Annotated in this window: 22 protein-coding genes; 17 read left to right on the top strand and 5 right to left on the bottom strand. The window is 54.8% G+C overall.

The genetic code is table 11. The features are described from left to right. Positions 1 to 277 precede the first annotated feature (277 nt). Positions 278 to 1,378 (bottom strand): acyl-CoA desaturase, encoded by a 1,101-nt coding sequence (locus RE6C_RS04625; RefSeq protein ID WP_008654334.1) that lies wholly within the window; start codon positions 1,376 to 1,378, stop codon positions 278 to 280. 279 nt (positions 1,379 to 1,657) lie between these two features. Between RE6C_RS04625 and epmA the strand changes: the two genes are divergently transcribed. The 3 genes from epmA (at position 1,658) to RE6C_RS04610 (ending at position 6,089) form a co-directional block, all read left to right on the top strand. Then, positions 1,658 to 2,740: an EF-P lysine aminoacylase EpmA gene (gene epmA, locus RE6C_RS04620; protein ID WP_008654331.1), complete on the top strand. Its 1,083-nt coding sequence runs from the start codon at positions 1,658 to 1,660 to the stop codon at positions 2,738 to 2,740. A gap of 9 nt (positions 2,741 to 2,749) precedes the next feature. Continuing rightward, positions 2,750 to 4,357, top strand: a complete 1,608-nt coding sequence (locus tag RE6C_RS04615; protein ID WP_008654330.1) for an aquaporin — start codon at positions 2,750 to 2,752, stop codon at positions 4,355 to 4,357. Between the two features lie 169 nt (positions 4,358 to 4,526). Further along, on the top strand, positions 4,527 to 6,089 hold the full coding sequence (locus RE6C_RS04610) for a sulfatase family protein (RefSeq protein WP_052034920.1): 1,563 nt from the start codon (positions 4,527 to 4,529) through the stop codon (positions 6,087 to 6,089). Positions 6,090 to 6,443: 354 nt separating this feature from the next. On the opposite strand, the gene RE6C_RS04605 is transcribed toward RE6C_RS04610, so the two are convergent. Then, positions 6,444 to 8,312, bottom strand: coding sequence for a heavy metal translocating P-type ATPase (locus RE6C_RS04605; protein WP_008654327.1), 1,869 nt, complete (start codon positions 8,310 to 8,312; stop codon positions 6,444 to 6,446). A 286-nt stretch (positions 8,313 to 8,598) separates the two neighbouring features. Next, the gene (locus RE6C_RS04600; protein ID WP_173401768.1) at positions 8,599 to 10,656 is read right to left on the bottom strand and encodes a glycogen debranching protein; all 2,058 of its coding nucleotides are present in this window, start codon (positions 10,654 to 10,656) and stop codon (positions 8,599 to 8,601) included. 314 nt (positions 10,657 to 10,970) lie between these two features. Here RE6C_RS04600 and RE6C_RS04595 point away from each other — a divergent pair, with 314 nt between their 5' ends. Next, positions 10,971 to 11,276, top strand: a complete 306-nt coding sequence (locus tag RE6C_RS04595) for a hypothetical protein (protein ID WP_008654323.1) — start codon at positions 10,971 to 10,973, stop codon at positions 11,274 to 11,276. 108 nt (positions 11,277 to 11,384) lie between these two features. Here the strand turns inward: RE6C_RS04595 and RE6C_RS32105 are convergent, their stop codons facing one another. Next, positions 11,385 to 11,537 (bottom strand): hypothetical protein, encoded by a 153-nt coding sequence (locus RE6C_RS32105; protein ID WP_160167184.1) that lies wholly within the window; start codon positions 11,535 to 11,537, stop codon positions 11,385 to 11,387. A 430-nt stretch (positions 11,538 to 11,967) separates the two neighbouring features. Between RE6C_RS32105 and RE6C_RS04585 the strand changes: the two genes are divergently transcribed. The 13 genes from RE6C_RS04585 to RE6C_RS04520 all read left to right on the top strand — a co-directional run bounded on the left by RE6C_RS04585 (position 11,968) and on the right by RE6C_RS04520 (position 23,583). Beyond that, positions 11,968 to 14,349 carry a phosphoketolase family protein gene (locus RE6C_RS04585; protein ID WP_039961212.1) on the top strand — a complete coding sequence of 794 codons (2,382 nt, stop codon included), beginning with the start codon at positions 11,968 to 11,970 and terminating at the stop codon, positions 14,347 to 14,349. Beyond that, positions 14,346 to 14,942 (top strand): histidine phosphatase family protein, encoded by a 597-nt coding sequence (locus tag RE6C_RS04580; RefSeq protein ID WP_008654319.1) that lies wholly within the window; start codon positions 14,346 to 14,348, stop codon positions 14,940 to 14,942. Before RE6C_RS04585 ends, RE6C_RS04580 begins: the two co-directional genes overlap by 4 nt. 131 nt (positions 14,943 to 15,073) lie before the next feature. Next, a complete protein-coding gene (atpD, locus tag RE6C_RS04575; RefSeq protein WP_008654318.1) occupies positions 15,074 to 16,534 on the top strand; it encodes a F0F1 ATP synthase subunit beta in 1,461 nt (486 codons plus the stop codon). Next, positions 16,525 to 16,920: a F0F1 ATP synthase subunit epsilon gene (locus RE6C_RS04570; protein WP_008654317.1), complete on the top strand. Its 396-nt coding sequence runs from the start codon at positions 16,525 to 16,527 to the stop codon at positions 16,918 to 16,920. The genes atpD and RE6C_RS04570 overlap by 10 nt, the downstream gene beginning before the upstream one ends. A gap of 15 nt (positions 16,921 to 16,935) precedes the next feature. Next, positions 16,936 to 17,220: an AtpZ/AtpI family protein gene (locus RE6C_RS04565; RefSeq protein WP_008654315.1), complete on the top strand. Its 285-nt coding sequence runs from the start codon at positions 16,936 to 16,938 to the stop codon at positions 17,218 to 17,220. Continuing rightward, complete coding sequence (locus RE6C_RS04560; RefSeq protein ID WP_236617944.1) at positions 17,207 to 17,554, top strand: N-ATPase subunit AtpR; 348 nt, start codon at positions 17,207 to 17,209, stop codon at positions 17,552 to 17,554. The genes RE6C_RS04565 and RE6C_RS04560 overlap by 14 nt, the downstream gene beginning before the upstream one ends. Continuing rightward, positions 17,551 to 18,237 carry a F0F1 ATP synthase subunit A gene (locus tag RE6C_RS04555; protein WP_008654313.1) on the top strand — a complete coding sequence of 229 codons (687 nt, stop codon included), beginning with the start codon at positions 17,551 to 17,553 and terminating at the stop codon, positions 18,235 to 18,237. The genes RE6C_RS04560 and RE6C_RS04555 overlap by 4 nt, the downstream gene beginning before the upstream one ends. 82 nt (positions 18,238 to 18,319) lie before the next feature. Continuing rightward, on the top strand, positions 18,320 to 18,586 hold the full coding sequence (locus RE6C_RS04550; RefSeq protein WP_008654312.1) for a F0F1 ATP synthase subunit C: 267 nt from the start codon (positions 18,320 to 18,322) through the stop codon (positions 18,584 to 18,586). Between the two features lie 16 nt (positions 18,587 to 18,602). Then, positions 18,603 to 19,343 (top strand): F0F1 ATP synthase subunit B family protein, encoded by a 741-nt coding sequence (locus tag RE6C_RS04545; RefSeq protein ID WP_008654311.1) that lies wholly within the window; start codon positions 18,603 to 18,605, stop codon positions 19,341 to 19,343. Between the two features lie 93 nt (positions 19,344 to 19,436). Then, a complete protein-coding gene (locus tag RE6C_RS04540; protein WP_008654309.1) occupies positions 19,437 to 20,951 on the top strand; it encodes an alternate F1F0 ATPase, F1 subunit alpha in 1,515 nt (504 codons plus the stop codon). Beyond that, a complete protein-coding gene (locus RE6C_RS04535; protein ID WP_039961198.1) occupies positions 20,938 to 21,858 on the top strand; it encodes a F0F1 ATP synthase subunit gamma in 921 nt (306 codons plus the stop codon). Before RE6C_RS04540 ends, RE6C_RS04535 begins: the two co-directional genes overlap by 14 nt. A gap of 295 nt (positions 21,859 to 22,153) precedes the next feature. After that, complete coding sequence (locus tag RE6C_RS04525; RefSeq protein ID WP_008654302.1) at positions 22,154 to 22,627, top strand: DsrE family protein; 474 nt, start codon at positions 22,154 to 22,156, stop codon at positions 22,625 to 22,627. 254 nt (positions 22,628 to 22,881) lie between these two features. After that, positions 22,882 to 23,583 (top strand): Yip1 family protein, encoded by a 702-nt coding sequence (locus RE6C_RS04520; RefSeq protein WP_261340108.1) that lies wholly within the window; start codon positions 22,882 to 22,884, stop codon positions 23,581 to 23,583. Positions 23,584 to 23,614: 31 nt separating this feature from the next. On the opposite strand, the gene RE6C_RS04515 is transcribed toward RE6C_RS04520, so the two are convergent. Further along, entirely contained in the window at positions 23,615 to 24,574 is a 960-nt protein-coding gene (locus tag RE6C_RS04515; protein WP_039961211.1) for a DMT family transporter, read from the bottom strand. Positions 24,575 to 24,873 lie beyond the last annotated feature (299 nt).

Here is a 24,873-nt window from a genome sequence, read left to right as displayed (position 1 = left end):
TGACAATGCGTCAAAAAGACGCCGATCCATTTGCGACCACGCTTGAAAATTTGTGTGGTGCGATACAAAAACTCAGCTAATTTCCGGCATACGGGCTGTTCTGGTGCTCGCCGTTGCTGCGTCGCAAATCACAGACTCCCGGGGCCAAACCCAAACATTCCAATTAACTCGAATGGTGTCAGCGCACGAAAAAAGCCGGCCTCGTGAGAGGTCGGCTTTTTGTGTTTTGGCTTCGATTCGCGGTGGATCGGACCGAGTCGGATCCAACGCCCTAGCACTAAGCTGCGACGGATTGCTTTGCGTCGCGAGCTTTCTTTTCAGCAACGGTGCGGTAGTCAACCACGTCCCAAACCAGCCCAACAGCTCGAAGCAGCTTGATGGCTTGCCAAGTGATGTCGAATTCCCACCATTTGTGACCGTGCTTGGCCATACGTGGGTAAGCGTGGTGGTTGTTGTGCCAGCCTTCACCGTAAGCCACGATCGCAACCAACCAATTGTTGCGGCTGTCATCGGTGGTTTCGTAATTCTTGTAGCCCCACATGTGCGATGCACTGTTGACCATCCAAGTCGCGTGCAAAACAGCGACCAAGCGAACGAACATACCCCAAACCAACATCGAGATGCCGAGTTCCCAACCGCCGAAGGCGTAGCCAATGCCGAGCAAAGCAAACGAAGCGACAATGTGAATCGGCAGGAACAACAGGTCAAAAGCCCGCATCGCTGGGTCTTTGTACAGGTCGGGAACCCAGCGAGTCAGGTAAGCGTCACGGTCACCGTTGTGAGTGTGGAATGCGAGCCAGAAAATGTGACTCCAGATACCACCATCGTGAGGCGAGTGCGGGTCACCTTCGAGGTCACTGTGAGCGTGGTGTTTGCGGTGGTCAGCGACCCAATCAAGCGGCGAGCCTTCGCCAGCGAAACAGCCAATCGCGGCGAACGTGTATCGGACCCAGTTGTAGGTTTTCATGCCGGTGTGCGTTAGCAAACGGTGGTAGCCGAGGCAAATCCCAAGGCTGCCAGCGACCCAGTGCAACACCACGGCGGTGATCAAAGCGGTCCAGGTGAACGTGAACGGTGCGGCCAAGCAAACGATGTGAGCCATCGCCAACCATCCGACGGCCCACCAACTGATGTTGGACGCTCGGACTCGGTCAGCTTTGGTGGGTTTGGCCAAATCGCGTTTCTTGGCGGCCTTTTGAGCGACCAGCGACGAGAAACCGTCGGCGTCTTCGGCTTGAGGTTGATCCAAACGCAGCTTTTCGCCTGTTTGAGGCAAGTCCAACGTCGTGGATTCAGCTACGTGGGTGTTGGGTTGGTCAGCGTTGCCCTCGCTCTTGCTTGGGGCACGGTTTTTGGTGGGTTCAACAACGGTCGACATCAGAGAACGATCCTGGTCTCGTGGTGCGTTAAATAAGTCGTGGGACGCAGCCAAAAACTGACCGACGTCTCGTTTCCGCCGGAAGAATAGCAACGCGGGGCAGTTTCGACGTCACGTGTAGTGTAAAAGCGTGTAACGGTTATGTAATTGTTCTTCGTATGCCCATATTCTTGGGGTCTGATCCACGATTAACCGGGTGGAGAACGCTCGCATTGAGCGTATCCTTGGCCGTTGGATCGCCACTTTTGCCACTTGCCAGCCTCTATTCGCCTGACGTCCATGCCCGATCCACCCGCGTTCTCATCTGAAACCGATGCCGATTCGGCCCTCGAGGTGACCGCTGCCGAAGTTTTGGATGGCGATCAAACGGCCGCGGACAAGATCAACGCACCGCCCAAAACGAATTTGGCGGTTCGGCTGAAACAACGAGCCGAAATGCTCCGCGAAATTCGGCGATTCTTTGACGACCGAGGATTCATCGAGGTCCAACCGCCTTGCCTCAGCCGCGACTGCGTTGTCGACGCGTTTCTGGATCCAATCGAAGTCGAAGCGTCTCAGGTGGGACTGGTCAGCGAGCCTGATTCGCCAGCAAAGTTCTATTTGCAGACGTCTCCCGAATCCGCCATGAAGCGTTTGCTGGCCGAGGGGGCTCCCTCGATCTATGCCATCACCCCGGTGTTTCGAAAAGGCGAAACCGGGACTCGGCATAACGTCGAATTTTCGATGCTGGAATGGTACGAGGTCGGCGGCGATGCAGCGTCCGCAATCAAGCTGCTGGGCGACTTGGCCGTCGAAGTGCTCCAGTCGCCTCCGTACAAAACAGTGACCTACCGCGAAGCGTTTGAGAAACATCTCGGCTTCGATCCGATTGAAACACCCATCGTTGACCTGCATGCCCTGGTCGATGAACTGGACACATCGCTCGCTGAGTCGATCGGCCTTGATCGCGACGCTCTGTTGGACGTTTTGTTGAGCGAGCGGATCGAACCGTTTTTCGCAAACGACGCCCCCACCATCCTGACTCGATACCCGCTGACCCAAGCCGCGCTTGCCAAACCTTGCCAAGATGATCCGCAGTGCGCCGAACGTTTCGAACTGTTCTATCGTGGGGTTGAACTCGCCAACGGCTACGACGAATTGCTGGACGCAGACGAGCTAAAAAAACGCTACGAGCACAACAATCGAATTCGATTGGCCCACGGCCGCCCAGCTTTGGCCGTGGAGACAACCTTGTTGCGTGCAATGCGGCAAGGATTGCCTGAATGCAGCGGCGTGGCGCTCGGCATCGATCGATTGCTGATGCTGCGTGTCGACGCCCATTCCATCGAAGAAGTTGTTCCCTTCCCGACCACCCGAGCTTGATTCCACACGATGCAACTCTCTTTGACTCGACGATGCGTTTGCGAAGTCATTGGCACCTATTGCTTGGTGCTGATCGGTTGCGGTGCGATGGTTGTCGACAACCAAACTGGCCTCCTGACTCACGTCGGTGTGGCAACGGTTTGGGGCCTGATCGTGATGACGATGATTTATTCCATCGGCGATCTATCGGGGGCGCACATGAACCCCGCTGTGTCGATCGCTTTTGCCAGCGTCGGCCGTTTTCCGGTCGTTGACGCCGCTGCGTACGTCGTCGCACAGTGCGTGGGCGCGTTGCTCGCTGCCGGTTCGCTAGGAATTGTGTTCGGAGTGGATGACGTCAAGCTGGGTGCCACGATGGCATCGTTGCCAACGGGATCGGCTTGGGCGGTGGAATTCATGATGACGACGATCTTGATGTGGGTCGTGCTTGGCGTCTCCACCGGCGCAAAAGAAAAATCGATCACCGCAGGCTTGGCGGTCGGCGCCACGATCGCGATGGAAGCGTTCGTTGCCGGGCCGCTCACCAAAGCGTCCATGAATCCGGCTCGCAGCCTGGGTCCCGCCGTGATGTCGAGCCACTACAATCTGCTCTGGTTGTATTTGACCGCTCCCATTGTGGGTGCGATCGCGGGTGGATGCTTGTATCGATTCGTGCGAGGCAAAGACGAATTGGACACAGAGGAAGGTGCCATGACTAAGAAGATTTCGGCGGTCGTTTTATTCGCGTTTCTTATCGGAGCGTGTGGCAGCACTTCGATGGCCGGAGAAGGCAACTCGCTGCTTCGCCCTAACGACCGTGTGGCAATCATCGGTGGCACTTTCGTCGAACGCATGCAACCTCGCGACGAATTGGAAGCTGCCCTGCAAACACAACGTCCTGATTGGAAATTGTCGATCCGAAATTTAGGTTGGTCCGGGGACACGGTATCGGCCATCGCTCGCAAACGTTTCGACACCGTCGAAGCCGGAAGAGCCCGGCGTTTAGCTGACATCGACGCAGCCAATCCTACCGTTGCTCTCATCTGGTACGGACAATCCGAAGCTGGTCAGTACGCTGAAAACTCCGAACGAATCCAAGCCGACTTGATGGGCTTGGTGGATGACCTGAAGCAGCGACAAACACGAGTCATCTTGCTCACTCCCGTTGCAATGCCCGGTGACCGACGCCCAAATTACAAGGCCGGACTGGAAGCGTTCGAGCAAATGCTTCGAGACGTTGCACGAGCCCAATCATTGGCACTGGTCGAATTGCAATGGCAACCTTCCGATGAACAATTGACGGAAGATCGCATGCTGCCCAACGAAGTCGGCTACCGCCAATTGGCAACACTTCTGGCGAATGCTCTGCTCGAAGAACCAACGCAAGAAGACGCGACTGGACAATCGAATCAAACGACAGCGAACCATTCGACCGATAGCCCCGAACGGGAACTGTTGTTGGAAGCGATCGCTCGCAAAAACGAGTTCTTCTTCCATCGCTATCGACCTCAAAACGAGACCTACTTGTTCCTGTTTCGCAAACACGAACAAGGCAACAATGCGGTCGAGATTGAGCAGTTCGAACCGATCATTCAAAAAGCAGACCAAGCGATCTGGGACGCTGCCGCGAATCAATAACGGGTGACGTTTTGGCATCCGTCCCAGCCTGCCAACTGCATTTCTGCCGATCATCGCGCGGGCCCGCATGGATCCGCAACAATTTCGCGTTGGTGCCAGCGAAGTTCGCCCCGCAATTCGACTACAATGGCGGCCTCCCCCACATCCCCGCCCCAAAGAATTGTTGAACATGCGAACTGCACTTTCACAAGTCCGCCCGTTTCTCGCCGCGTTGCTATGCGTGGCCTTCAGTGGATCCGTTGGACAAGCTGCCGACGAGCTTCCTCCAACGCCCAAACGTGATGGAATCTCGTCACGCAACGTGGTCTTCATTTTGACAGATGACCATCGTTTCGACGCGATGGGTTGCGCTGGCCACCCTTTCTTGGAAACCCCGCACCTGGATTCGATCGCGGCCAACGGCACGCACATCAAGAACGCTTTTGTCACGACCAGCCTGTGCTCGCCCAGCCGCGCGTCCATCTTGACCGGCCTATACACCCACAAACACCGGGTGATCGACAACAACCGCTTGGTACCCGACGGCACGTTGTTCTTCCCGCAGTATTTGCAACGAGCCGGATACGACACGGCCTTTGTCGGAAAATGGCACATGGGCGGGCATCACGATGACCCACGACCGGGCTTTGACCACTGGGTCAGTTTCCGCGGTCAAGGCAACTACTTGCCGCCCGGCCCCAAGTACACGCTCAACGTCAATGGCGAACGAGTCAAGCAAAAGGGCTACATCACTGACGAGCTAACCGACTACGCAGTGGACTGGTTGAAGGAACGCGACGACGACAAACCATTCTTCCTCTACCTGTCTCACAAAGCGGTCCACTCCAACTTCACTCCCGCCGAACGACACCAAGGTCGTTATGCGGATGAAGACCTCAGTTTTTTGCCAACCGGCAAAGAACTGTCCGCTGACAAGAACACACCTCGCTGGGTTCGCGATCAAAAGAACAGCTGGCACGGGATCGATTTCTCGTACCACAGCGACAAGGGCCTGGACTATCTGTACCGTCGTTATTGCGAATCGGTGCTGGCCGTTGACGACAGCGTTGGTCGCGTGCTGCAACAACTCAAAGATATGGGCATCCACGATGACACGCTTATCATCTACATGGGTGACAACGGATTCATGTGGGGCGAGCACGGATTGATCGACAAACGTGTTTCTTACGAAGCCTCGATTCGCGTTCCGATGCTGATGCAGTGCCCCAACCTATTCGACGGTGGCAAACCGATCGAGAACGTGGTTGGAAACATCGACGTCGGCCCGACAATCTTGCACGCTGCCGGTTTGCAAGCACCGGAATACATGGACGGCCAAAGCTTCCTCGACTTGCCCAACGATCGCGACGCCGACTGGCGCAAGTACTTCTTGTACGTGTACTACTGGGAAAAGAACTTCCCACAAACTCCGACCCAGTTTGCCTTGCGTGGTGACCGTTTCAAATACATCACCTACTACGGGCTTTGGGACACCGACGAACTTTATGACTTGCAGACTGATCCTGACGAGCTGAACAATTTAATTCACGACCCGGACTACAAATCGGTTGCCAAAGAGATGGAAGACCAGCTCTACGCAATGCTCGGTGACGAGGGAGGAATGGACATCCCCATGAATCAACCTCGCGGCGGATCCAACAACAAACGTTGGTCAGAACAAGGTGGTTCCGATGCCGCCGACTTCCCAAAGGCCTTCGTCGTTGAAGAGCCAATCAACCGCAACGCGAACTAAAGCAAAGCGTTTGATTCATCAAGCAAAGTGAACACTCTAAGCGGCGGCTCTCCCCAAGAGCCCGCCGCTTTTTCGTTGAAGCTGAGACCACAGTTTTCTTTTCACACTGTGTCACCCACCAAGCGATTCTCAGTGTTCGTCTCCAAACCGCCGCAATCACCCGCTAGCAAACATGTAGCCGATGGAGGCTCTCCGTCGGCTCGAGCGCAAACAATCCCAACAAGCGGTCGGACTCACCATCAAACACGAGCCCATGAATTGACTCAGTAATCTCCTGCATTGCAAAAATGGTTTTGCCGACGGAGGGCCTCCATCGGCTACGGAGTTGGCAGATCGATTGCCGATCCAGAGACGTCAAAAGTCAGTCAAAGACTTTGGTGCCCAAGCAACTCGCAGCGCGTTCAGCACCGCCACCACGTCGATCGCTTCTTGCGTAATCGCGCCCGCAACAGGCGGCAAATAGCCGGCAAAGGCGATCAACATACCAATCACGCTAAGCGTCATGCCGCCGACGGCACTTTGAAGAGCGATTCGTCGCATCCGTCGGCTGATGTGCATCAACTCATCGACACGTGCGAGGGACGAATCCAAAATCACCACGCCGGCTGCTTCGGTTGTTACGTCACTGTTTTGCCCAAACGCGATTCCGACCGTTGCCGCCATCAATGCGGGAGCATCATTGATTCCATCACCGACGAAGACGGTTTTGGAAGTCTTGGTTTGCTCGGTAACAAAACGCAGTTTGTCTTCGGGACTTTGATCGCCCATGCACTCGGTGATGCCGACTTGCTTGCCAAGATATTCGACTTCCGAGGTGCGATCCCCCGACAGCAAGACAACTCGATTGACACCATGGCGATCATCCAAGTGATCGACAAACGAATGGCCTTCCTTTCGCGGTGAATCTCGCAGCCGATAGGTGGCCGCGTACTTCCCGTCGATCAGAATGACGCATTCCAAACCGCCGGATTGTTCGGGCAATCGTTCCGCCCACTCATCGCCTTTGGCAAGCAACTTCTTGCGACTGGTGATCTGCATCTCGTGACCATCGACGATGCCGCGCAGTCCAGCGCCTGGAGGTTCGCTGATTTCGGATACGCTGAGCAAAGCACCAGAAGACGAACTTCCGTCTTGGGTTGCTGCGGAAACGATTGCTTCCGCCAACGGATGCTTCGAGTAGCGTTCGAGGCTGGCGACCAAAGTCAACACGCGGGACGCGTCCTGATCGGGATCGACCACTTGCTCGACCAATTTGGGACGCCCGTATGTCAGCGTTCCCGTTTTGTCGAAGATCATCGTCTTGCATCGATCGACTTGCTCCAAAACGGACGGATCACGAATGATGATCGAGCGTCGAGCCGACAAAGAAATGGCACCGAGAATCGCAACGGGGATCGCAATCAACAAAGGGCACGGCGTTGCCACCACCATCACAGAAAGGAATCGCAACGGGTCGCCGCTGACCACCCACGCCGCCACGCCAATCAATACCGCAAGTGGTGTGTAGAAGGCACCGAGTTGATCCCCGAGCCGTCGAATTTTAGGACGGTTCTGCTGCGACGCCTCCATCACTTCCATGATCTTGGCGTAACGCGAATCCACCGCGCGCTTGTCCGCGCGGACCGTCAGTGCCGAGTCGCCATTGATTGCGCCGGAGAGCACCAGCGAACCCGGCGTCTTGGACATCCGATACGGTTCACCAGTCAGATACGACTCGTCCATGGCACCGTGACCAGACACCACCGTTGCATCCACCGGACAAACCTTGTGTGGCAAAATCAACACGATGTCGCCGATAGCGATCTCATCCAAAGAAATTTCTTCTGTCGTGTCCCCAACCTGTCGAATCGCGATGGATGGCATTCGATTGGCCAACGCACGAAGCACCGACGATGCACTGCGAACGGCATAGGACTCCAATGCCTCCCCACCGGAAAGCATCAAGACAACGATCGTGGCTGCCAAATATTCGCCGAGCAACACACCAGTTACGATCGAGATGCCGGCCAACAAATCCGATCCAAACTCGGCTCGAAATAGCTTGACCAACAATTCCCATACCAACGGAACGCCGCCAAAAAGGAGAGCGAGCACCAACGGCCAGTCACGCATCGCGACGCCGGCGACATGCCCGTCCAACGCCAACCCAAAACGCAGCCACAGGTGAACGGCGATTGCAAAAACAGCAAGCCCGGCGATTCCCAGTTGCAAACGATTGTTCATATTTTTTGCCTGGCGGTTGTTGTGCGTCGTCCGATGCAGGTGAACCTTCGTGACGCCACGATAGATCCTCCCGGCGTAATGCTGTCCAAAATGACTGACTCGAGAGACGAGCACCTAGCGGTACTGCTATTTTAGCCAGCCGTACCGCGTTAGCGGCGGTTAATCAGACGTCAACCGGGGCTGTCGCCAATCGGCGAATTGTTGTCATTCGGTATACAACTAAATCAACAGCCCGCCAGGGGACTCTATCAAGAAGCAGGCAAGCGAGAGCGAGGCATGTAAAAGTTTAACGTTCAACCAAAACACAAACGGATCGAGCGGGTGAATTCCATGCGGGAGTAACAACGCATTGGCTCTCAGGCCTGCTGGCAAGCTCACTGAGTGACGTGCACGACGTGTCGACAGCCAACCGCCACTTTTCAAACGCCCACTCTTGGATCCCGAATTCGATCGACTCGGATCCCGCATTGATCATGACATAGATATCCTTGTCGCTTTGCGATTCGCCATGCAAACAGTATGCAAGTTGTCTCGATTCGGAGGACATATCGACCAAGTGCCCCGTTCCGTACCATCGCACATCACCTCGCCAAAAACGCGAACGGCTGATCGACGGATGGGACTTACGAAAGGCAATCATTTCGCGGACGAATTCGAAGATATCCGCATGCTCAACACGTCGATCCCAGTCCAACCAACTCGTCGCGTTGTCTTGGTTGTACGGGTTGTTGTTCCCACGTTGGGTTTGAAGAAACTCGTCCCCCATCCGGAACATCGGAGTTCCATTGGACAGCATCAGCAAACAGAAAAAGTTGCGGACTTGTTGTTTGCGAATCTGCAAGATCTCGGATGGCGTTTCTTCGTCTCCTTCCCAACCACAATCCCAACTGTATTCCTTCGCTCCGTCGGTATTATTGTGCCCGTTCGCCCAGTTTCGTTTTTCGTTGTAGGCCGTCAAGTCGTACATGGTGCTGCCGTCGTGTGATGTGATGTAGTTGACGCTCAACGAGGGCTGCAACGCATGACGCAGATCATCGGGAAACAAATCGCAACTGCCGTACAAACGCGTCATCAAGTCGGGAACCATGCCACGATCACCGCGGACAAAACGCTGCATAGTGTCTCGGTAGTGAGCATTCCACTGCATCCATCGCTGCCCGGGAAATTTCTTCCCCAGCTGAAACTGGCCATCAGCGTCCCAGGGTTCAGCAATCAACCGATCGTCACAAAGGTCTGAATCGGTGCCAATTTCACTGACGATGGGTGGATCATCCAAGTTGATGGAACCATCACTGTTTCGGGTAAAGACGGATGCCAAATCAAAACGAAATCCGTCGACATGCATGTGCGAATCCCAGAATCGCAAGCTGTCGACGATCATCCGACGAATCGCTCGGTTGGCCGTGTGCATCGTGTTCCCCGTACCACTGTGATTGGCGTACGGAGTGTTCGCATTGCCCGTCATCATGTACGCGGTGCTGCTGTCGATCCCTTTCCAGCTGTACGTTGGCCCGCGGTGATCGCCTTCGCAAGTGTGGTTGTAGACGACATCCAAGATGACCTCGATGCCCACCGCATGCAGCTCCCTCACCATCATTCGAAACTCGTCTCTTTGATTGCAAGCCGATGGATTCGTTGAATATGCGTGGTGCGGCGAGAAAAAATTCAGAGGCATATACCCCCAGTAGTTTCCGTCGTCTGGATCGAACTGAAACACCGGCATCAACTCGACCGCGGTCACGCCCAATTCCACGAGGTAGGGAATTTTGTCGACGACACCGAGAAATGTGCCTTGACGCGTTTCAGGCACTCCAGAGTTTGGGTTCTTGGTGAATCCCCGCACATGCATCTCGTAGATCACAAGATCGCTTCCATGACGCGAAATCCGATCGTCCTGCCAATCAAATTCACAGAATTGATTGGGGAGTATCCCAAGCGGGGCTTGACCTTCGTTGGAACCGGGCCGCCGGGCAGCTTCTCGAGAGAATGACTCCGGAAAAAAGACTCTTTTTGCAAAGGGGTCCAAAAGAACTTTTTGAAAGTCAAAATCATGGAAGTCGTAACCTCCCTGCGGCGCCGGCCCGTCAACTCGATAGGCATAGTAAGCCCAGTCATCGGATGATTCACAATGAATGCGGCAATGCCAAATGGGTCCCGACTTATTGAATAGGTAGTTCAGCTTCACTTCACGAGCTGGATGAACTAAATCATCCTTCCGGTACAGCAACAAATGCACCGTGGTGGCATGTCGCGAATAGAGCGAGAAATTAAAGGAAGACTCCTCCGCAATCCAACTTGCACCGAGTGGGAACGGCGAACCTTCGGCTCTTTGCCAGGCATTCATCTTGGAATCCAAGTATGGGAACGTGCCATCGACATGCTTGGAATCCGGTTGGAGAAACAGAGTGAAAGCCTGGAGTCCAAAACGCAAACCAGGGACCAACCCCGAACGATCGGTTTCTTGAGGGAAGGTTGACATGATTGAGCGTCGACACTGTCACATCCCGTGCGCCATCGCACATTCACTGTCCGCATACGCTCAGTCGCCATCGCAACCTTGACTCAAAAGCCACATTTGAGTCATTGGCGCATGATTCGACGAATGGCTCAAGCTTTGCGTATCAGCCGAGAATCTGCACTTCAATTGCGAGGTATCCAATGAACGATCCATTTATTCAGTCCGAATGGCGGTCCCTTTGCAAACGTGTTCATGGTTGTGCGTGCACGCTTGCCAATGACAAATCCGAGGAAAAGATTTTTGAATCGCAGGCTCACGCTTTTGCGTCCAGCGAACCACCTCATCGATATTCGGAGCTGCTCACGAAAGTAGCGGAGGCGGCTCACTTGGCCGTGAAGTGGCAATCGGATATGGTCCATGACATCGAAGACCATTGGATCGACGAGGCAAGCGACGAGAGCTTTCCCGCCAGTGATCCACCTGCGTTCACATCCACGCACGCTTGAATTAGCAACTTGCGTGGTCACGTATACCGAATGACAACAATTAGCCGATGGGCATCAGCCCCGGTTGGCGTCTTGTTGACCGCCGCTGACGCGGTACGCCTCATTAGATCAACCGCCCGCAAGTCGATGCGTCGCATGCCCTCGCAACGAGGTTGCCCGAGATCGCACTTCCAAGTTGTTCGTCAGCGCCAATACCGCATACAGGAAGGGGATTGGAATCGCAGCGAGGTAGGCAACTTCGCGAAAGAAAAGCAAAGACAAACACGTTCCGATCAAACTGGCCGCTAGGAGAACGCGGATCCGGTTCGAAAGTGGCGAGAGAGAACGTGGGCGTCGGGTTCTGCGGGCAGTCGTTGGCTGGTGGCTGGAGTACTCATTTCATTTTCCGTGTGAGAGAATGGCCAAATCTGAAAAAGTGGCCGTCGGATAGCGGCAATTCACAAACGATTCACGTGCCCTGCCGTTTTGTCGAAGTCTGACCACATGAGAGTGCTCCAGCACGCACATTCTCTGTGCGTCGAATGACATCCTGGCACAGTATGGTTTGAGATCAGATCTCTCCTCGTGCCATCCGGTTGCTGTGGCGTCGAAAACAAGACGTTTTCTCCAAGCAGACCAATTCACGAAGACAGTGGTACAGAGATTGCCAATCGTTCATGACATCGCCCATCCAACCGTGAAAGCCAATGCCGTGATTGAAACACTCGAATCCACTCATGTTGCTGCCGAGACACTACAAAAGATCGACGCCTATTGGCGGGCCGCGAATTATTTGTCCGTTGGGCAGATCTATCTTTATGACAATCCGCTGCTGAAACGCCCGCTTCGGATTGAGGACGTTAAGAAGATGCTGCTTGGGCACTGGGGAACGACGCCAGGCCAAAACTTCATCTACGCCCATTTGAACCGAGTCATCCAACAATACGATCTCGACATGATCTATGTCTCGGGTCCGGGACATGGCGGCCCCGCGGTTGTCGCCAACACGTATTTGGAAGGTTCTTACAGCGAGATCTACCCGCATATCAGCCAAGACGAAGCTGGAATGAGGAAGCTGTTCATTCAGTTTTCGTTTCCCGGAGGGATTCCCAGTCACGCGTCGCCGGAGTGTCCTGGTTCAATTCACGAAGGCGGTGAACTTGGGTATTCGCTGAGTCATTCCTTTGGTGCAGTGTTTGACAATCCCGATTTGATTGTCGCTTGTGTGGTGGGTGATGGCGAAGCAGAAACCGGTCCACTGGCGACCGCGTGGCACTCAAACAAATTCCTGAATCCAGCGACTGACGGCGCAGTGCTTCCAATTTTGCATCTAAACGGATTCAAAATCGCGAACCCCGCCATCCTCGCTCGCATCGACCACGCGGAACTGGATCAGCTGATGCGAGGATACGGTTGGACGCCCATCTTCGTGGAAGGCGATGATCCGATGAAAATGCATGCAGCGATGGCGGAAGCCCTCGACGTCGCCATCGAACAAATTCGATCAGCTCAACAAAAAGCACGCGAAAGTGGCGACACAACTCGCCCTCGCTGGCCCATGATCGTGCTCAGGTCCCCCAAGGGATGGACGGGGCCCAAAGCCGTTGATGGTGTCCGCAACGAAGGGACCTTTCATTCGCATCAAGTGCCATTGTCAGATCCCGCCAAATGCCCCGAACACTTGCAACAAATCCAGGATTGGCTCCGCAGCTATCGCCCAGAAGAACTGTTTGATGAAGACGGGCGGTTGCGGCCCGAGATAGCCGATCTCGCACCCAGGGGTGATCGTCGGATGGGAGCGAACCCGCATGCTAACGGCGGACGTTTGCTACGACCATTGAAGATGCCCGACTTCCAAGACTACGCCGTCACAATCACCCAACGAGGTTGCCGTGGAATCGGTGACACGCACGTCATGGGCAAATTCATTCGCGATATCGTTCAATTGAACGACGAACACAAGAACTTTCGAATCTTCGGTCCCGACGAAACCATTTCGAACGGCTTGGAAGCTGTCTTCGATGTCACTCAGCGGCAGTGGAACGCGGCGACGGTCGAGGACGATGAATCACTTGCACCAACCGGCCGTGTCCTGGAGATGCTCAGCGAGCATCAATGCGAAGGCTGGCTGGAAGGATATTTGCTGACAGGCCGGCACGGGCTTTTCAATTGCTACGAAGCGTTTGTGCACATCGTCGATTCGATGTTCAACCAACATGCAAAGTGGTTGAAGGTCACGTCGGAGTTGCCCTGGCGTCACAAAATCGCATCGTTGAATTATTTGCTCGCTTCGCACGTTTGGCGGCAAGATCACAACGGTTTTACCCATCAAGACCCGGGCTTTATCGATGTGGTTGCGAACAAGAAAGCCGAAATCGTTCGCGTCTACTTACCGCCGGACGCCAACTGCTTGCTCTCCGTGATGGATCACTGTTTGCAAAGCAAGCACTATGTCAACGTCATCGTCGCGGGCAAGCACCCGTCGCCGCAGTGGCTGACGATGGACGAAGCGGTGGAGCACTGCGCAAAAGGAATTGGAATTTGGGAGTGGGCAGGCAACGAGTCATCAGATTCTCCTGACGTTGTGATGGCTTGTTGTGGCGACGTCCCGACCTTGGAAACGTTGGCAGCGGTATCGATCTTACGCGAGCACTTGCCCGAGCTGAAAATCCGAGTCGTCAACGTGGTCGATCTGATGCGATTGCAACCCAATTCAGAACACCCTCATGGTCTCAGCGACCCTGAGTTTGATGCCCTGTTCACAGAGAACAAGCATGTGATTTTTGCCTTTCACGCGTACCCATGGTTGGTCCATCGGTTGACGTACCGTCGTACCAACCACGCGAATATTCACGTCCGTGGATACAAGGAAGAAGGCACGATCACCACACCATTCGACATGACGGTGCTGAACGATCTCGACCGGTTCCATTTGGTGATGGACGTGATTGATCGTTTGCCCGAAACCGGTGAACCAGGCCAACTCTTAAAAACTTTGATGCAACAAAAGTTGGTCGAGCATCGACGCTACATCAATCGGAACGGACAAGACATGCCCGAAGTCCGGAATTGGCAATGGAGTGCCGGGTCATGAGCGATCAATTCCCTCAAGTCTATCTTGCTCGGCACGGCGAAACGCCATGGACAATCACGGGGCAGCACACCGGTTCAACTGATATGCCACTGACGCCCAAGGGCGAACAAAATGCGGCTCAACTTCAAAGTCGACTGGAAGGACTTCGGTTTGCGGAAGTCTGGACCAGCCCTTTGCAGCGAGCGAAGCGAACCTGCCAACTCGCCGGCTACGGCAAACGGGCAAACACAGTTGCGGAACTGACGGAGTGGGATTGCGGCGACTACGAAGGGCTCACGCGAAGCGAAATCCAAGAGAAGAATCCGGGTTGGAATCTCTTCCAAGATGGTTGCCCCAATGGCGAATCATTAACCGATGTGGCGACGCGTGTCACTCGCGTTGTCGAGCGTATTCGCCAGCTGGACGATGCCTGCTTATTGTTCGCCCACAAGCACTTCCTGCAAGTCTTTGCCGCCTGTTGGCTAGGCTTGCCTCCGGATACCGGTCGCCATTTTTTTCTCGGCACGGCTGCGTTGAGCATTGTCGGCTATCACCATTCTCGACGAGACCCAGTCATCCGGTTGTGGAACGATCGCAGTTACCTCACCGACTGAATGAAAAAACGGACTGAATGGAACGCAATCCGGCAAGGCCGAACCGCGTTCTCTTGCCGTGCGTTCTTTCGCGGCACAGCGAATGCATCTTAGCGATTTGTTCGTGAGAGCACTCCAACGATGTACCCAATATGCACACCCAGCCATCGCCTCCATCGCCTGATTTCACCGTGAAAGCCGGATCTGATGGGATGGAGAACGCTCCGCCCTCTCCGAAGGATTCCGCGAGAGGACACGTCGTGGCCGTTCGCGGCAGCGTGATTGACGTTTACTTTCCCGGTGAACCACCGTCCATGAATTGTGAACTGCGGATTGGCGACTGTGGTGAAGTGGTAGCAGAAGTCGCCAGCCAACTCGACCCGCATACCGTGCGAGCCATCGCGATCACATCGCCACGAGGATTGTCGCGGGGGACTGCTGTGCAGAGTCTTGAACGACCGATGCAGGTTCCCGTTGGCAAACCTCTGTTGGGCAGGGTGCTCGATGTGTTTGGCAACACGCTTGACGATGGTGAAAGCTTGAGCTCCGTCGAGCATCGAAGCATTCACCAGGCGCCGCCCACGATCAACCGTCGCATCGCGAAATCGGAAGTGTTCACGACCGGCATCAAGGCGATCGACTTGTTGTCGCCGCTCGAACGCGGCGGCAAAGCAGGCTTATTCGGTGGCGCAGGCGTTGGCAAAACCGTTTTGATCACTGAGTTGATCCACAACATCGTCGGCGGTCACGATGGAATCAGCTTGTTCTGCGGAATCGGTGAGCGATGCCGAGAAGCCGAAGAACTGTACCGCGAGATGGGAACCGCCGGTGTTCGTGACAACACCGTCATGGTCTTCGGACAAATGAACGAACCACCAGGTGCCCGATTTCGTGTCGGCCACGCCGCGATGACGATGGCAGAGTCCTTTCGCGACGATGCGAAACAAGACGTGCTGCTGTTGATTGACAACATCTTTCGGTTTGTGCAGGCCGGGATGGAAGTCTCAGGTCTACTCGGCCAACTGCCATCCCGTGTGGGATACCAGCCTTCGCTTGCGAGCGACTTGGCAGAGTTGGAAGAACGCATTTGCACCACCTCGGATGCCGCGATCACGTCGGTGCAAGCCGTCTATGTCCCGGCCGATGATTTCACCGACCCGTCGGCGGTGCACACCTTTGCACACCTATCCGCAACCGTCGTATTGTCGCGAAAACGAGCCAGCGAGGGTTTGTATCCCGCGATCGATCCATTGAAGTCAACTTCGGAAATGATGTTGCCCGGCGTGGTCGGTGATCGGCACTACCAAACCGCCAGCGAGGTACGTCAAACGCTGGCCGGATACGAAGAATTGAAAGACATCATCGCGATGCTGGGCATGGAAGAACTGTCTCGTCAGGATCGCTTGACGGTGAACCGGGCCAGACGTTTGGAGCGATTCTTGACTCAACCATTCTTCACGACGCAGCAATTCACGGGTCACGAAGGACACATGGTCAGCATCGACGACACGTTGGACGGATGCGAACGCATCTTGAATGACGAGTTTCAGAATCGGCCGGAGCGAGACTTGTACATGGTCGGCAAACTTCCGAGCTCCCCGTCATGCACCTGAAGTTGAACACACCCAACGAGATCGTGTTGGATCTGACAGTCAACAAAGTGGTTGCCGAAGGCACGCATGGAAGTTTTTGTTTACTGCCGCGACATGTCGATTTCTTGGCCGCTTTGGTTCCCGGTTTGCTGAGTTGGGTCGATGAGGCGGGGAAAGAATCCTTTGCGGCCGTCGGCACCGGAATTCTCATCAAACGAGCGGATAATGTTTACGTCTCTGCCGAAGCCGCATCCCATGGAACTGAATTGGAGACATTGCGACGTTTGGTTCTCGAGGAGTTTTCGCAGATGGACGAACAGCAACATGCTGCTCATTCGGCAATCGCAAAACTGGAAGCGGACTTCCTTCGCCGAACAATGGCACTGACTGAAGACCATGTGGTGTAAGGAGCGATTCCATCCATGAACGAGCGTCAAACGCTACAGAAAAACGTCGATGCGAAGCAATCTCGCAAACTCGATGCACGTCAGCAAGGCGATCGATCGGCATGGTTTGGACTCGGCATGTTCGGTTTGGTTGGTTGGTCGATCGCAATTCCAACACTACTCGGAATCGCCTTGGGAATCTGGATTGATGAACGTTGGCCGAGTCGGTTTTCGTGGACGTTGATGTTATTGATCGGCGGTGTCGGAATCGGATGTCTGAACGCTTGGTGGTGGATCAACCGGGAGAATGAAGATGAATGAATGGATGGCGATGACGAGCGGGTTTCTCGCGGGAGCCGCAGCTGCAGTGTTCTTCGTGGCGTCGTTGTGGTGGACCACGGTTCGCTTGCCCGCGTCTCATCAGCCGTGGTTGCTGCTTGGAGGCGGTGCGTTGCTACGGATGACGGTGGTACTGGGCATTCTGGCCGCACTGGCACGAAGTGGGGATTGGCGGATCCTGGTCGCAGCGGCCGCGGGCTTCGCGCTTATACGCACAGTCGGTGTGTGCACTATCGCCCAGCGTGACAAGAGCTTCCAACTCGCACCAGCACAAAATCCGCCAGCGAAAACTTTGCGTCCCGGGAGCGAACCATGAATGGTGTGCAAATCTCACCGGACGAATCGATCCTGTGGCAATCCGAAGTTTGGCCAGTTGTGAAGATCAACGCCACGCTTGCGTTCACTTGGTTGGTGATGGCGTTGTTGGTCATCGGTTCGTGGTGGATCACGCGACGATTGACCAGCGACACCAAGATTCCGCGTTGGCAAAATCTGTTGGAAGTGCTTGTCACCGGCATTCGAGATCAAATTCGAGATGTCAGCCGGCACGACCCGGGACCATACCTGCCATTTGTCGGAACTCTATTCCTTTTCATCGCAGTAGCGAACTTACTCAGCATCGTGCCTGGCTACGTCGCACCAACGGGATCATTGTCAACAACAGCCGCACTGGCGACTTGCGTGTTCGTGGCGGTCCCCGTGTTTGGGATCGCCTCACACGGGGTAGGGGAGTACTTGAAGCGATACCTGCAACCAACTCCTTTGATGCTGCCTTTCAATTTGATCGGCGAACTTTCAAGGACTTTGGCACTGGCTGTGCGTTTGTACGGGAACATGATGAGCGGCGCCGTGATCGCCGCGATTCTGATCAGTTTCGTCCCACTCTTCATTCCAATTGTGATGCAAGTGATGGGGCTGCTGACAGGAATGATCCAGGCTTACATCTTTGCCGTTTTGGCGATGGTCTACATCGCATCGGCAACCAAAGTCGCGAAGTGATTGTGCGGTGAACACTTTTCGTGATCCTTCTCGTTCGTCCGCCGAACAGTGAATTCACATTTCAATCCAAAAGGAAGACATCATGGATAGCACCACTTCGATCGCCGTCGCCAGCATCATCATGGCGGGACTGACCACCGCCATTGGTTCCATCGGGCCAGCGTTTGCCGAAGGGCGTGCCGTGGCCCAAGCTCTCAGTTCCATCGCACAGCAACCGGATTCATCCAACACGATCACTCGTACCCTGTTCGTGGGTTTGGCCATGATCGAGTCGACGGCCATTTACTGCTTTGTCGTTTCAATGATCCTATTGTTCGCGAATCCCTTCTGGAACCAGCTGACGCAATAGGAAGGGAGACGAAACGATGAGCATTGATTGGTTCACCTTCACCGCACAAGTCATCAACTTCCTGGTCCTGGTTGGGTTGTTGCGACATTTCCTTTACGGCCCCGTCGTCCGCGCGATGCAGGCAAGGGAACAAAAGGTGACGCAGCGTCTAACCGATGCCGAAGCCGCGAAAGCCGAAGCGAACCAGCAGCGTGTGGAACTGGAAAAACAATCGCAATTGCTGCAGGAACAACGAGATGACCTGTTCACGAAGGCCAAAGCAGAAGCAGACAGCGAACGTCAGCGATTGATCGCTGAAGCGAGGAAAGAAGCGGACACGCGACGAGCACACTGGACGTCCACCTTTGAACGAGACCAAAAGGAACTCGCCAATCAAACTCGTCGTGACATTCAACGAATGGGGTTCCAGGCCGCAAGAGAAACGATTCAGCAACTGGCGGACGAGGACTTGCAGAAACGGGTTTGCCAAACGTTTGTGAAGCAGTTGCAGATGCTGAACGAAATCCAGCGTGCCTCGATTGCCACGCAACTGGCGGATTCGGGAAACCCGGTCTTGGTTCGATCTACCGATGAACTGGATGACACCGACCGAAGTCTGATTCGTGAAGCCATTCATCAAGTGTTTCAAAACAATGCGGAAGTTCGATTTGAATCAGAGCCCGCGCTGATCGCGGGAATCGAAATGGACGCGGGCGGTTACAGCCTGCCTTGGAATGCGGAACGTGCTCTGAAAAAGATGGAGGCCAACGTGGCGTAAACATCGGTGCGAACGATAAATGAGGTGGTTGGTCTTTGAACCTGGCCCAAATCCCTCTTTCAAGCCTCGCCGCTGTGAAAGTCACCCTCGATCATGACCACTTACTTGGAAACGCTCGAATCCGCTGCTCACCAATTTGGCCAAGCGGTGAAGTCTCAGGCCGGGCAATTGACGGTCACCGAAATCGGTACCGTCGAAGAAGTCCAACGCGGGATCGCACGCGTGCACGGATTGCCACACGTCCAAGTCGACGAAGTGCTTCGGTTCGCTGGTGGTCATCTTGGCTACGCGTTCAACTTGGATCCCGACCAAGTCGGTTGTGTGTTGTTGGATTCCAGCGATCGAATCACCGCAGGATCGCGGGTGGAGCGAATGCACACCGTGCTGGACACCCCCGTCGGCGATCAACTTCTTGGCCGGGTGGTGGATCCCGTTGGTCGGCCATTGGATGGTGGTCGGTCGCTTGACGATCTGCCCCGCGAACCTTGCGAACGCGATGCGCCGCCAATCATGCAACGTGCTCCGGTGACGGTCCCGCTGCAATCCGGCCTGAAAGTCGTTGACGCCATGATCCCGATCGGCCGTGGTCAACGGCAGTTGTTGCTGGGCGATCGTCAAACAGGCAAGACTGCGATTGCGATCGACACAATCATCAACCAAGGCGGCCGCGATGTGATTTGCATCTATTGCAGTATCGGCCAACGCAGCACCGGCGTGGCTCGCGTGATCGAAAACCTGCGTCGTCACGACGCCTTGGACCACACCATTGTTGTGATCGGCGCCGATGACGCCCCGCCGGGATTGCAGTTCCTTGCACCCTACGCGGCAACGACGATGAGCGAACACTTCATGCGGCAGGGCCGCGACGTCCTGATCGTCTACGATGATTTGACATCCCATGCGAGAGCGTACCGCCACCTCTCTTTGTTGCTGCGCCGACCGCCAGGTCGAGAGGCGTTTCCAGGCGACATCTTTTATGTCCACTCACGTTTGCTGGAACGTTCCACGCATTTGAGCAAGAGCGCCGGAGGAGGCTCATTGACGGCTCTTCCGATCATCGAAACAGAAGCCCAAAACGTGTCGGCGTACATTCCGACGAATTTGATTTCGATCACTGACGGTCAGATCTACTTGTCACCGATATTGTTTCGAAAAGGCGTGTTGCCCGCGATCGATGTTGGTCGCAGCGTCTCTCGAGTGGGAGGCAAAACCCAGTTGCCCGCCTACCGCGTCGTGGCCGGTGACTTGCGACTGACGTACTCGCAATTCGAAGAACTAGAACGTTTCGCTCGCTTCAGCAGCCAACTCGATGAAGAAACTCGTGCAACGCTCGATCGAGGGCGTCTGATTCGAGAAATCTTGAAGCAAACTCAGTTTCAACCGCTGACGCTACCACAGCAAATCGCGTCGTTGGTTGCGGTAACCAGTGGTGTATTGGATGGATCTCCGCTGGACCAACTTCCCGGGCTTGAGCGTGCTATCCAAGACGCCGTGACGTCGCAGGCAGCTGAATTGTGCGAGCAAATGCAAGCCGGTGAAAAACTCGATCAGCGGCAAGTGGAACAGATTGCCGACATCGCTGCGGGAGCGGTTCATGCCAACACTTGAACTGTTGCGGCGGAAGATTGAAACGGCGTCGGACTTACAGTCGGTCGTGACCACCATGAAGACGTTGGCTTCCGTTCGCATCCATCAGTACCAACGCGCCGCCGACGCTTTGATGGATTACAACCGGACCATTGAATTGGGACTTCAAGTGATTCTGCGTGAGCAGAAACTCCGCCAACTGACCACCAATGAATGGAGTGGTGAAAACCGGGAATCGAGTTTCTGTGAGGACAGTTCGCACCACGGAGTAATTGTCTTTGGCAGCGACCAAGGCATGTGCGGTCAATTCAATGAACAGATCGCGACACTTGCATTGGAACATCACGCCCGCCACTGTCGACGGCCACCTGAGGCATTGTGGATCGTCGGCTCGCGAGTCGCGTTTTTGTTGACCGACAGCGGATGGTCAATCGACAAGGCGTTTCGGATTCCGACTTCCGTGCCCGAAATCGCGGACTGCGTCAGTGATTTGCTGACCGCGGTGGAAGCGGTGCGAAAGCGAAGAAATTTGACGTCGCTGAGAATCCACTCAAACACAAGGTCCTCGGCGGGAGCGTATCGGCCTCACACAAAGCAATTGCTGCCAATCGACCTGGCATGGCTGAGACAACTTTCAGTCAAGCGATGGGAGTCACCCTGCTTGCCTACTTTTGGCGGCGAGCGCAAGGAACTGTTTTCGCTGCTCATGAGACAAAGCCTTTACGTTTCGCTGTACCAAGCCTGCGCGGAATCGTTGGCCAGTGAAAACGCCAGTCGAATCGCAGCGATGCAGGCCGCGGAGAAGAACATCGAAGAAACGCTCGACGAACTGAACACGGCGTTCAAAACACGACGGCAAACCGCGATCACAGAAGAATTGCTGGACGTTGTTGTCGGTTTCGAAGCGTTGACGGATGGCCAGCAATGACCGGCAGAAATTCATCCGAGCAATCAAGTCAGCAACGCCAATCAAAGCCGCTCTGCTAGTCGACGAACGGGCGACGCGATTCACCTGCGCCAAGATGTTACAACCACGCAAACGAACGCGGATGTCGGGTCATGCTGACACAACCAAGTGTGCGTCGAACACACGCAAGGTCCACCGACGCACAGGTTCACAGGCGTCAGAACCAAGCCACACGGATTTCTGTTGACGGTATGTCGTTTGCCAAACCTGGACTGAACCGATTGGTCCCGTTTCAGCTCACATCAGGAGTTCAGTCATGTCTTATGCAAAACAAATTTTTCGCGTTGGTCTTTTAGGCGTTTCAGTCGCCATCGCATCGATTGGTTCATCAGCAAACGCGGAGGAGACATCGAAGGTTGATGGAAGCGGTCAAAAGGTGGTGGTGCATTTGTCCCACTTCACCGAAGATTTACATCGTTGTTTCATGGCGGTGAAGGTTGCCAACTTGATGCAGGACTATGGCGCCGAAGTAACGTTGTTTGTGGATTTGGAAGGTGTCCGCATCGCCGAACGTAAACAGGAACTCAAATTCAATTGGGGACCTGACTCACCATCACTGGCAGAACTCTACGAGAAGTTTGCAGCCGGCGGTGGAAAAGTCTTGGTGTGCCCCCATTGTGCCAAGTCGGCTCACGTCACCGACCCTGGCCTCAAACGCAATGCCCAAATTGCCACGCTACCCATGCTCGGCAAGATGTTGATCGAAGCCGACAAAGTCATGGACTATTGATCCTGGTTCCATCAAACCATCTCGGCAAACAACTGCTTTCGACAACGCACATCGCACTTAACATTCCCTTGTTCGGTTCGGGCAATGCAACGCAAGGTCACAAATGCAGCATTCATGCTGCATGCACGGGGGTGCGAACTCGATTTTTGGTTCGGTCGTTGAAGTTTCAATGAAGGAAGTCGCTGTCATGGACACAATCCTTCGTTGCAACGTAGGTTATTTGAAAACATCCACCTGAGCCGGAGAAGGGCGCCTTGAGCCACCACGATAATCCATATTCAACTCCGCAATTCACAACGAGTGACCCTGCTGGGCCGCCCACCCAATATGAACCTCCAGGTGAGTTCAAACCTTTCAAAACAATCTGGCTTTCACCGCGAAGGACTGTTCGTCAAATCGTCTCGGTCGACCCCACGTTGCACGTGGTGCTGTTCGCATGTCTGTCAGGGATTGGCGAGACGCTGGACCGCGCTTCGATGCGTGACCTTGGCGATCGATTGCCATTGCCTGCGATCATCACCGTCGCCGTCATCCTCGGACCGATCGGTGGGCTGATTGGGGTTTGGATTGGCGCTTGGTTGGTTGCCATTACCGGCAAGTGGATGGGCGGCAGGGGAACCAGCGAAACGGTGCGAACCGCTTTGACATGGGCATCTATCCCCAGCATCGTTGCGTCGATACTTTGGATTCCTCAACTGTTGCTCCTGAGAGAGGAATTGTTCACGAGCGAAACACCTCGCTTGGAATCGAATCCAGGATTGATCGTCCCCGTGCTTGCTCTGTCGCTGGTCGAGATTGTTTTGGCGATATGGTCGTTCGTGCTGATGTGCAATACCATCGCCGAAGTCCAGTCGTTCGGATCCGCTTGGCGGGGATTCTTTAACCTGCTCCTCGCGGGAGCCGTTGTCTTCGTCCCAATCATGGCATTGGTATTCGCTGCGGTTGCACTCGGTTGATATTGAGCAAGTGCAAATGACCGAGGCCGCTTCACTTCTTTGCGACCAAGCTGACGCCGACGATGGCGATCGCCATTCCGGCAAAGTGCTTCCATGACGAAGGCTCGCCGAGAATCATGACAGCGAGCAACATCGTCAACACTGGCCCGACCGAACCGATCACGGTTGTTCGTGTCGCTCCAATCTTCAAGATGGCTTCGTTGATCATAAAACTCGGAATCACCGTGCACACGAACGCGAGCACCACCCCGTACACATAGACGATCGGTTGAACTTCAAAGAAGTCATCGACCGAATGCGTGGTCAGAAAGTGGACGGCGACGAAGAAGGTCGATCCGATCATCGCCAGACTGGTGAATTCGCGGCTTCCGATTTTTTGCATCACCGGTTTGGCGAATAACACGTACAGCGAATAGCTGAGCGCGGCCAGAAACACCAAAAAGACTCCCCAACCGGTGTTGGCGTCGGGCGTGAACGCCTTCTCTTGTCCGTACATCAACCAAACGCCAGCGTAGGACAAACCAATCGCGACCAAGATTCTCGCGTTGACTTGTTCGCCGAGAAACATCCACGCGAGCGCAGCGACCATCGCCGGATAAGTGAACAACGTCAGCCTCTCGAGTTGTGCAGACACATACTCGAGCCCTGACAAATCCAAATAAGAGGCGAGGTAGTACCCGAGGAATCCGAGCAACAGGGAACGGATCACGATCGGCATGGGGAAAGCTGGCGTGTCCGAGCCAGCGACCAATGCCCGCCGACGGCGAAGCAACACCGCGAACACAACCACGTAGAACGGGAACGCCATCCCCATCCGAATGGCCAGCAACAATGTTGCGTCAGCTCCGGCCGCAAAGGCGAGCTTGATAAAGATCGACTTCAGGGCAAACAGGAACGTCCCCACGATCGCCAGCGTCAATCCCCAAGAAAACTGGACGGGGATTGGACCAGTCTCAGCGACAGATTCGACAGCGGTGGTTTCCGTGGTCACGGAACGACTCGATTCGATGGAGCGGGGCGATGGAGATGACATCAGAGTCGCAATGCGAGAAAGATGTCGCAAGGCGTCACCCTGCTCCTGCGGCGACACCGGACTCACCCGATCGGTTCACCAGAATTCGTGCCAACTCAAACGGCACGTGCCTGGTCCCCAAAACCACGGCGAAAAATTGTTTCTTAAGACAACGCCAACTACGAGGTCGTGCAGTTTTTGAAGTGCCGTGTTCGCAAAATTAAAATCACCCTCCTGAACGCAGAGGTCGTGCAGTTTTTAACTGCTGTGTTGCCAAG

The organism is Rhodopirellula europaea 6C, assembly GCF_000338295.1.
Classification (GTDB): Bacteria; Planctomycetota; Planctomycetia; order Pirellulales; family Pirellulaceae; genus Rhodopirellula; species Rhodopirellula europaea.
The sequence above is the reverse complement of the archived record's forward strand: the minus strand, read 5'-3'. Positions and strand labels throughout refer to the sequence as shown.

Coding starts and splice junctions, on each gene's coding strand:
- RE6C_RS04625 (WP_008654334.1), bottom strand. CDS start 1,378: ATGTCGACCGTTGTTGAACCCACCAAAAACCGTGCCCCAAGCAAGAGC.
- epmA (WP_008654331.1), top strand. CDS start 1,658: ATGCCCGATCCACCCGCGTTCTCATCTGAAACCGATGCCGATTCGGCC.
- RE6C_RS04545 (WP_008654311.1), top strand. CDS start 18,603: ATGAGCATTGATTGGTTCACCTTCACCGCACAAGTCATCAACTTCCTG.
- atpD (WP_008654318.1), top strand. CDS start 15,074: ATGCACACCCAGCCATCGCCTCCATCGCCTGATTTCACCGTGAAAGCC.
- RE6C_RS04540 (WP_008654309.1), top strand. CDS start 19,437: ATGACCACTTACTTGGAAACGCTCGAATCCGCTGCTCACCAATTTGGC.
- RE6C_RS04615 (WP_008654330.1), top strand. CDS start 2,750: ATGCAACTCTCTTTGACTCGACGATGCGTTTGCGAAGTCATTGGCACC.
- RE6C_RS04560 (WP_236617944.1), top strand. CDS start 17,207: ATGAAGATGAATGAATGGATGGCGATGACGAGCGGGTTTCTCGCGGGA.
- RE6C_RS04550 (WP_008654312.1), top strand. CDS start 18,320: ATGGATAGCACCACTTCGATCGCCGTCGCCAGCATCATCATGGCGGGA.
- RE6C_RS04555 (WP_008654313.1), top strand. CDS start 17,551: ATGAATGGTGTGCAAATCTCACCGGACGAATCGATCCTGTGGCAATCC.
- RE6C_RS04535 (WP_039961198.1), top strand. CDS start 20,938: ATGCCAACACTTGAACTGTTGCGGCGGAAGATTGAAACGGCGTCGGAC.
- RE6C_RS04570 (WP_008654317.1), top strand. CDS start 16,525: ATGCACCTGAAGTTGAACACACCCAACGAGATCGTGTTGGATCTGACA.
- RE6C_RS04525 (WP_008654302.1), top strand. CDS start 22,154: ATGTCTTATGCAAAACAAATTTTTCGCGTTGGTCTTTTAGGCGTTTCA.
- RE6C_RS04565 (WP_008654315.1), top strand. CDS start 16,936: ATGAACGAGCGTCAAACGCTACAGAAAAACGTCGATGCGAAGCAATCT.
- RE6C_RS04600 (WP_173401768.1), bottom strand. CDS start 10,656: ATGAATGCCTGGCAAAGAGCCGAAGGTTCGCCGTTCCCACTCGGTGCA.
- RE6C_RS04580 (WP_008654319.1), top strand. CDS start 14,346: ATGAGCGATCAATTCCCTCAAGTCTATCTTGCTCGGCACGGCGAAACG.
- RE6C_RS04595 (WP_008654323.1), top strand. CDS start 10,971: ATGAACGATCCATTTATTCAGTCCGAATGGCGGTCCCTTTGCAAACGT.
- RE6C_RS04610 (WP_052034920.1), top strand. CDS start 4,527: ATGCGAACTGCACTTTCACAAGTCCGCCCGTTTCTCGCCGCGTTGCTA.
- RE6C_RS04605 (WP_008654327.1), bottom strand. CDS start 8,312: ATGAACAATCGTTTGCAACTGGGAATCGCCGGGCTTGCTGTTTTTGCA.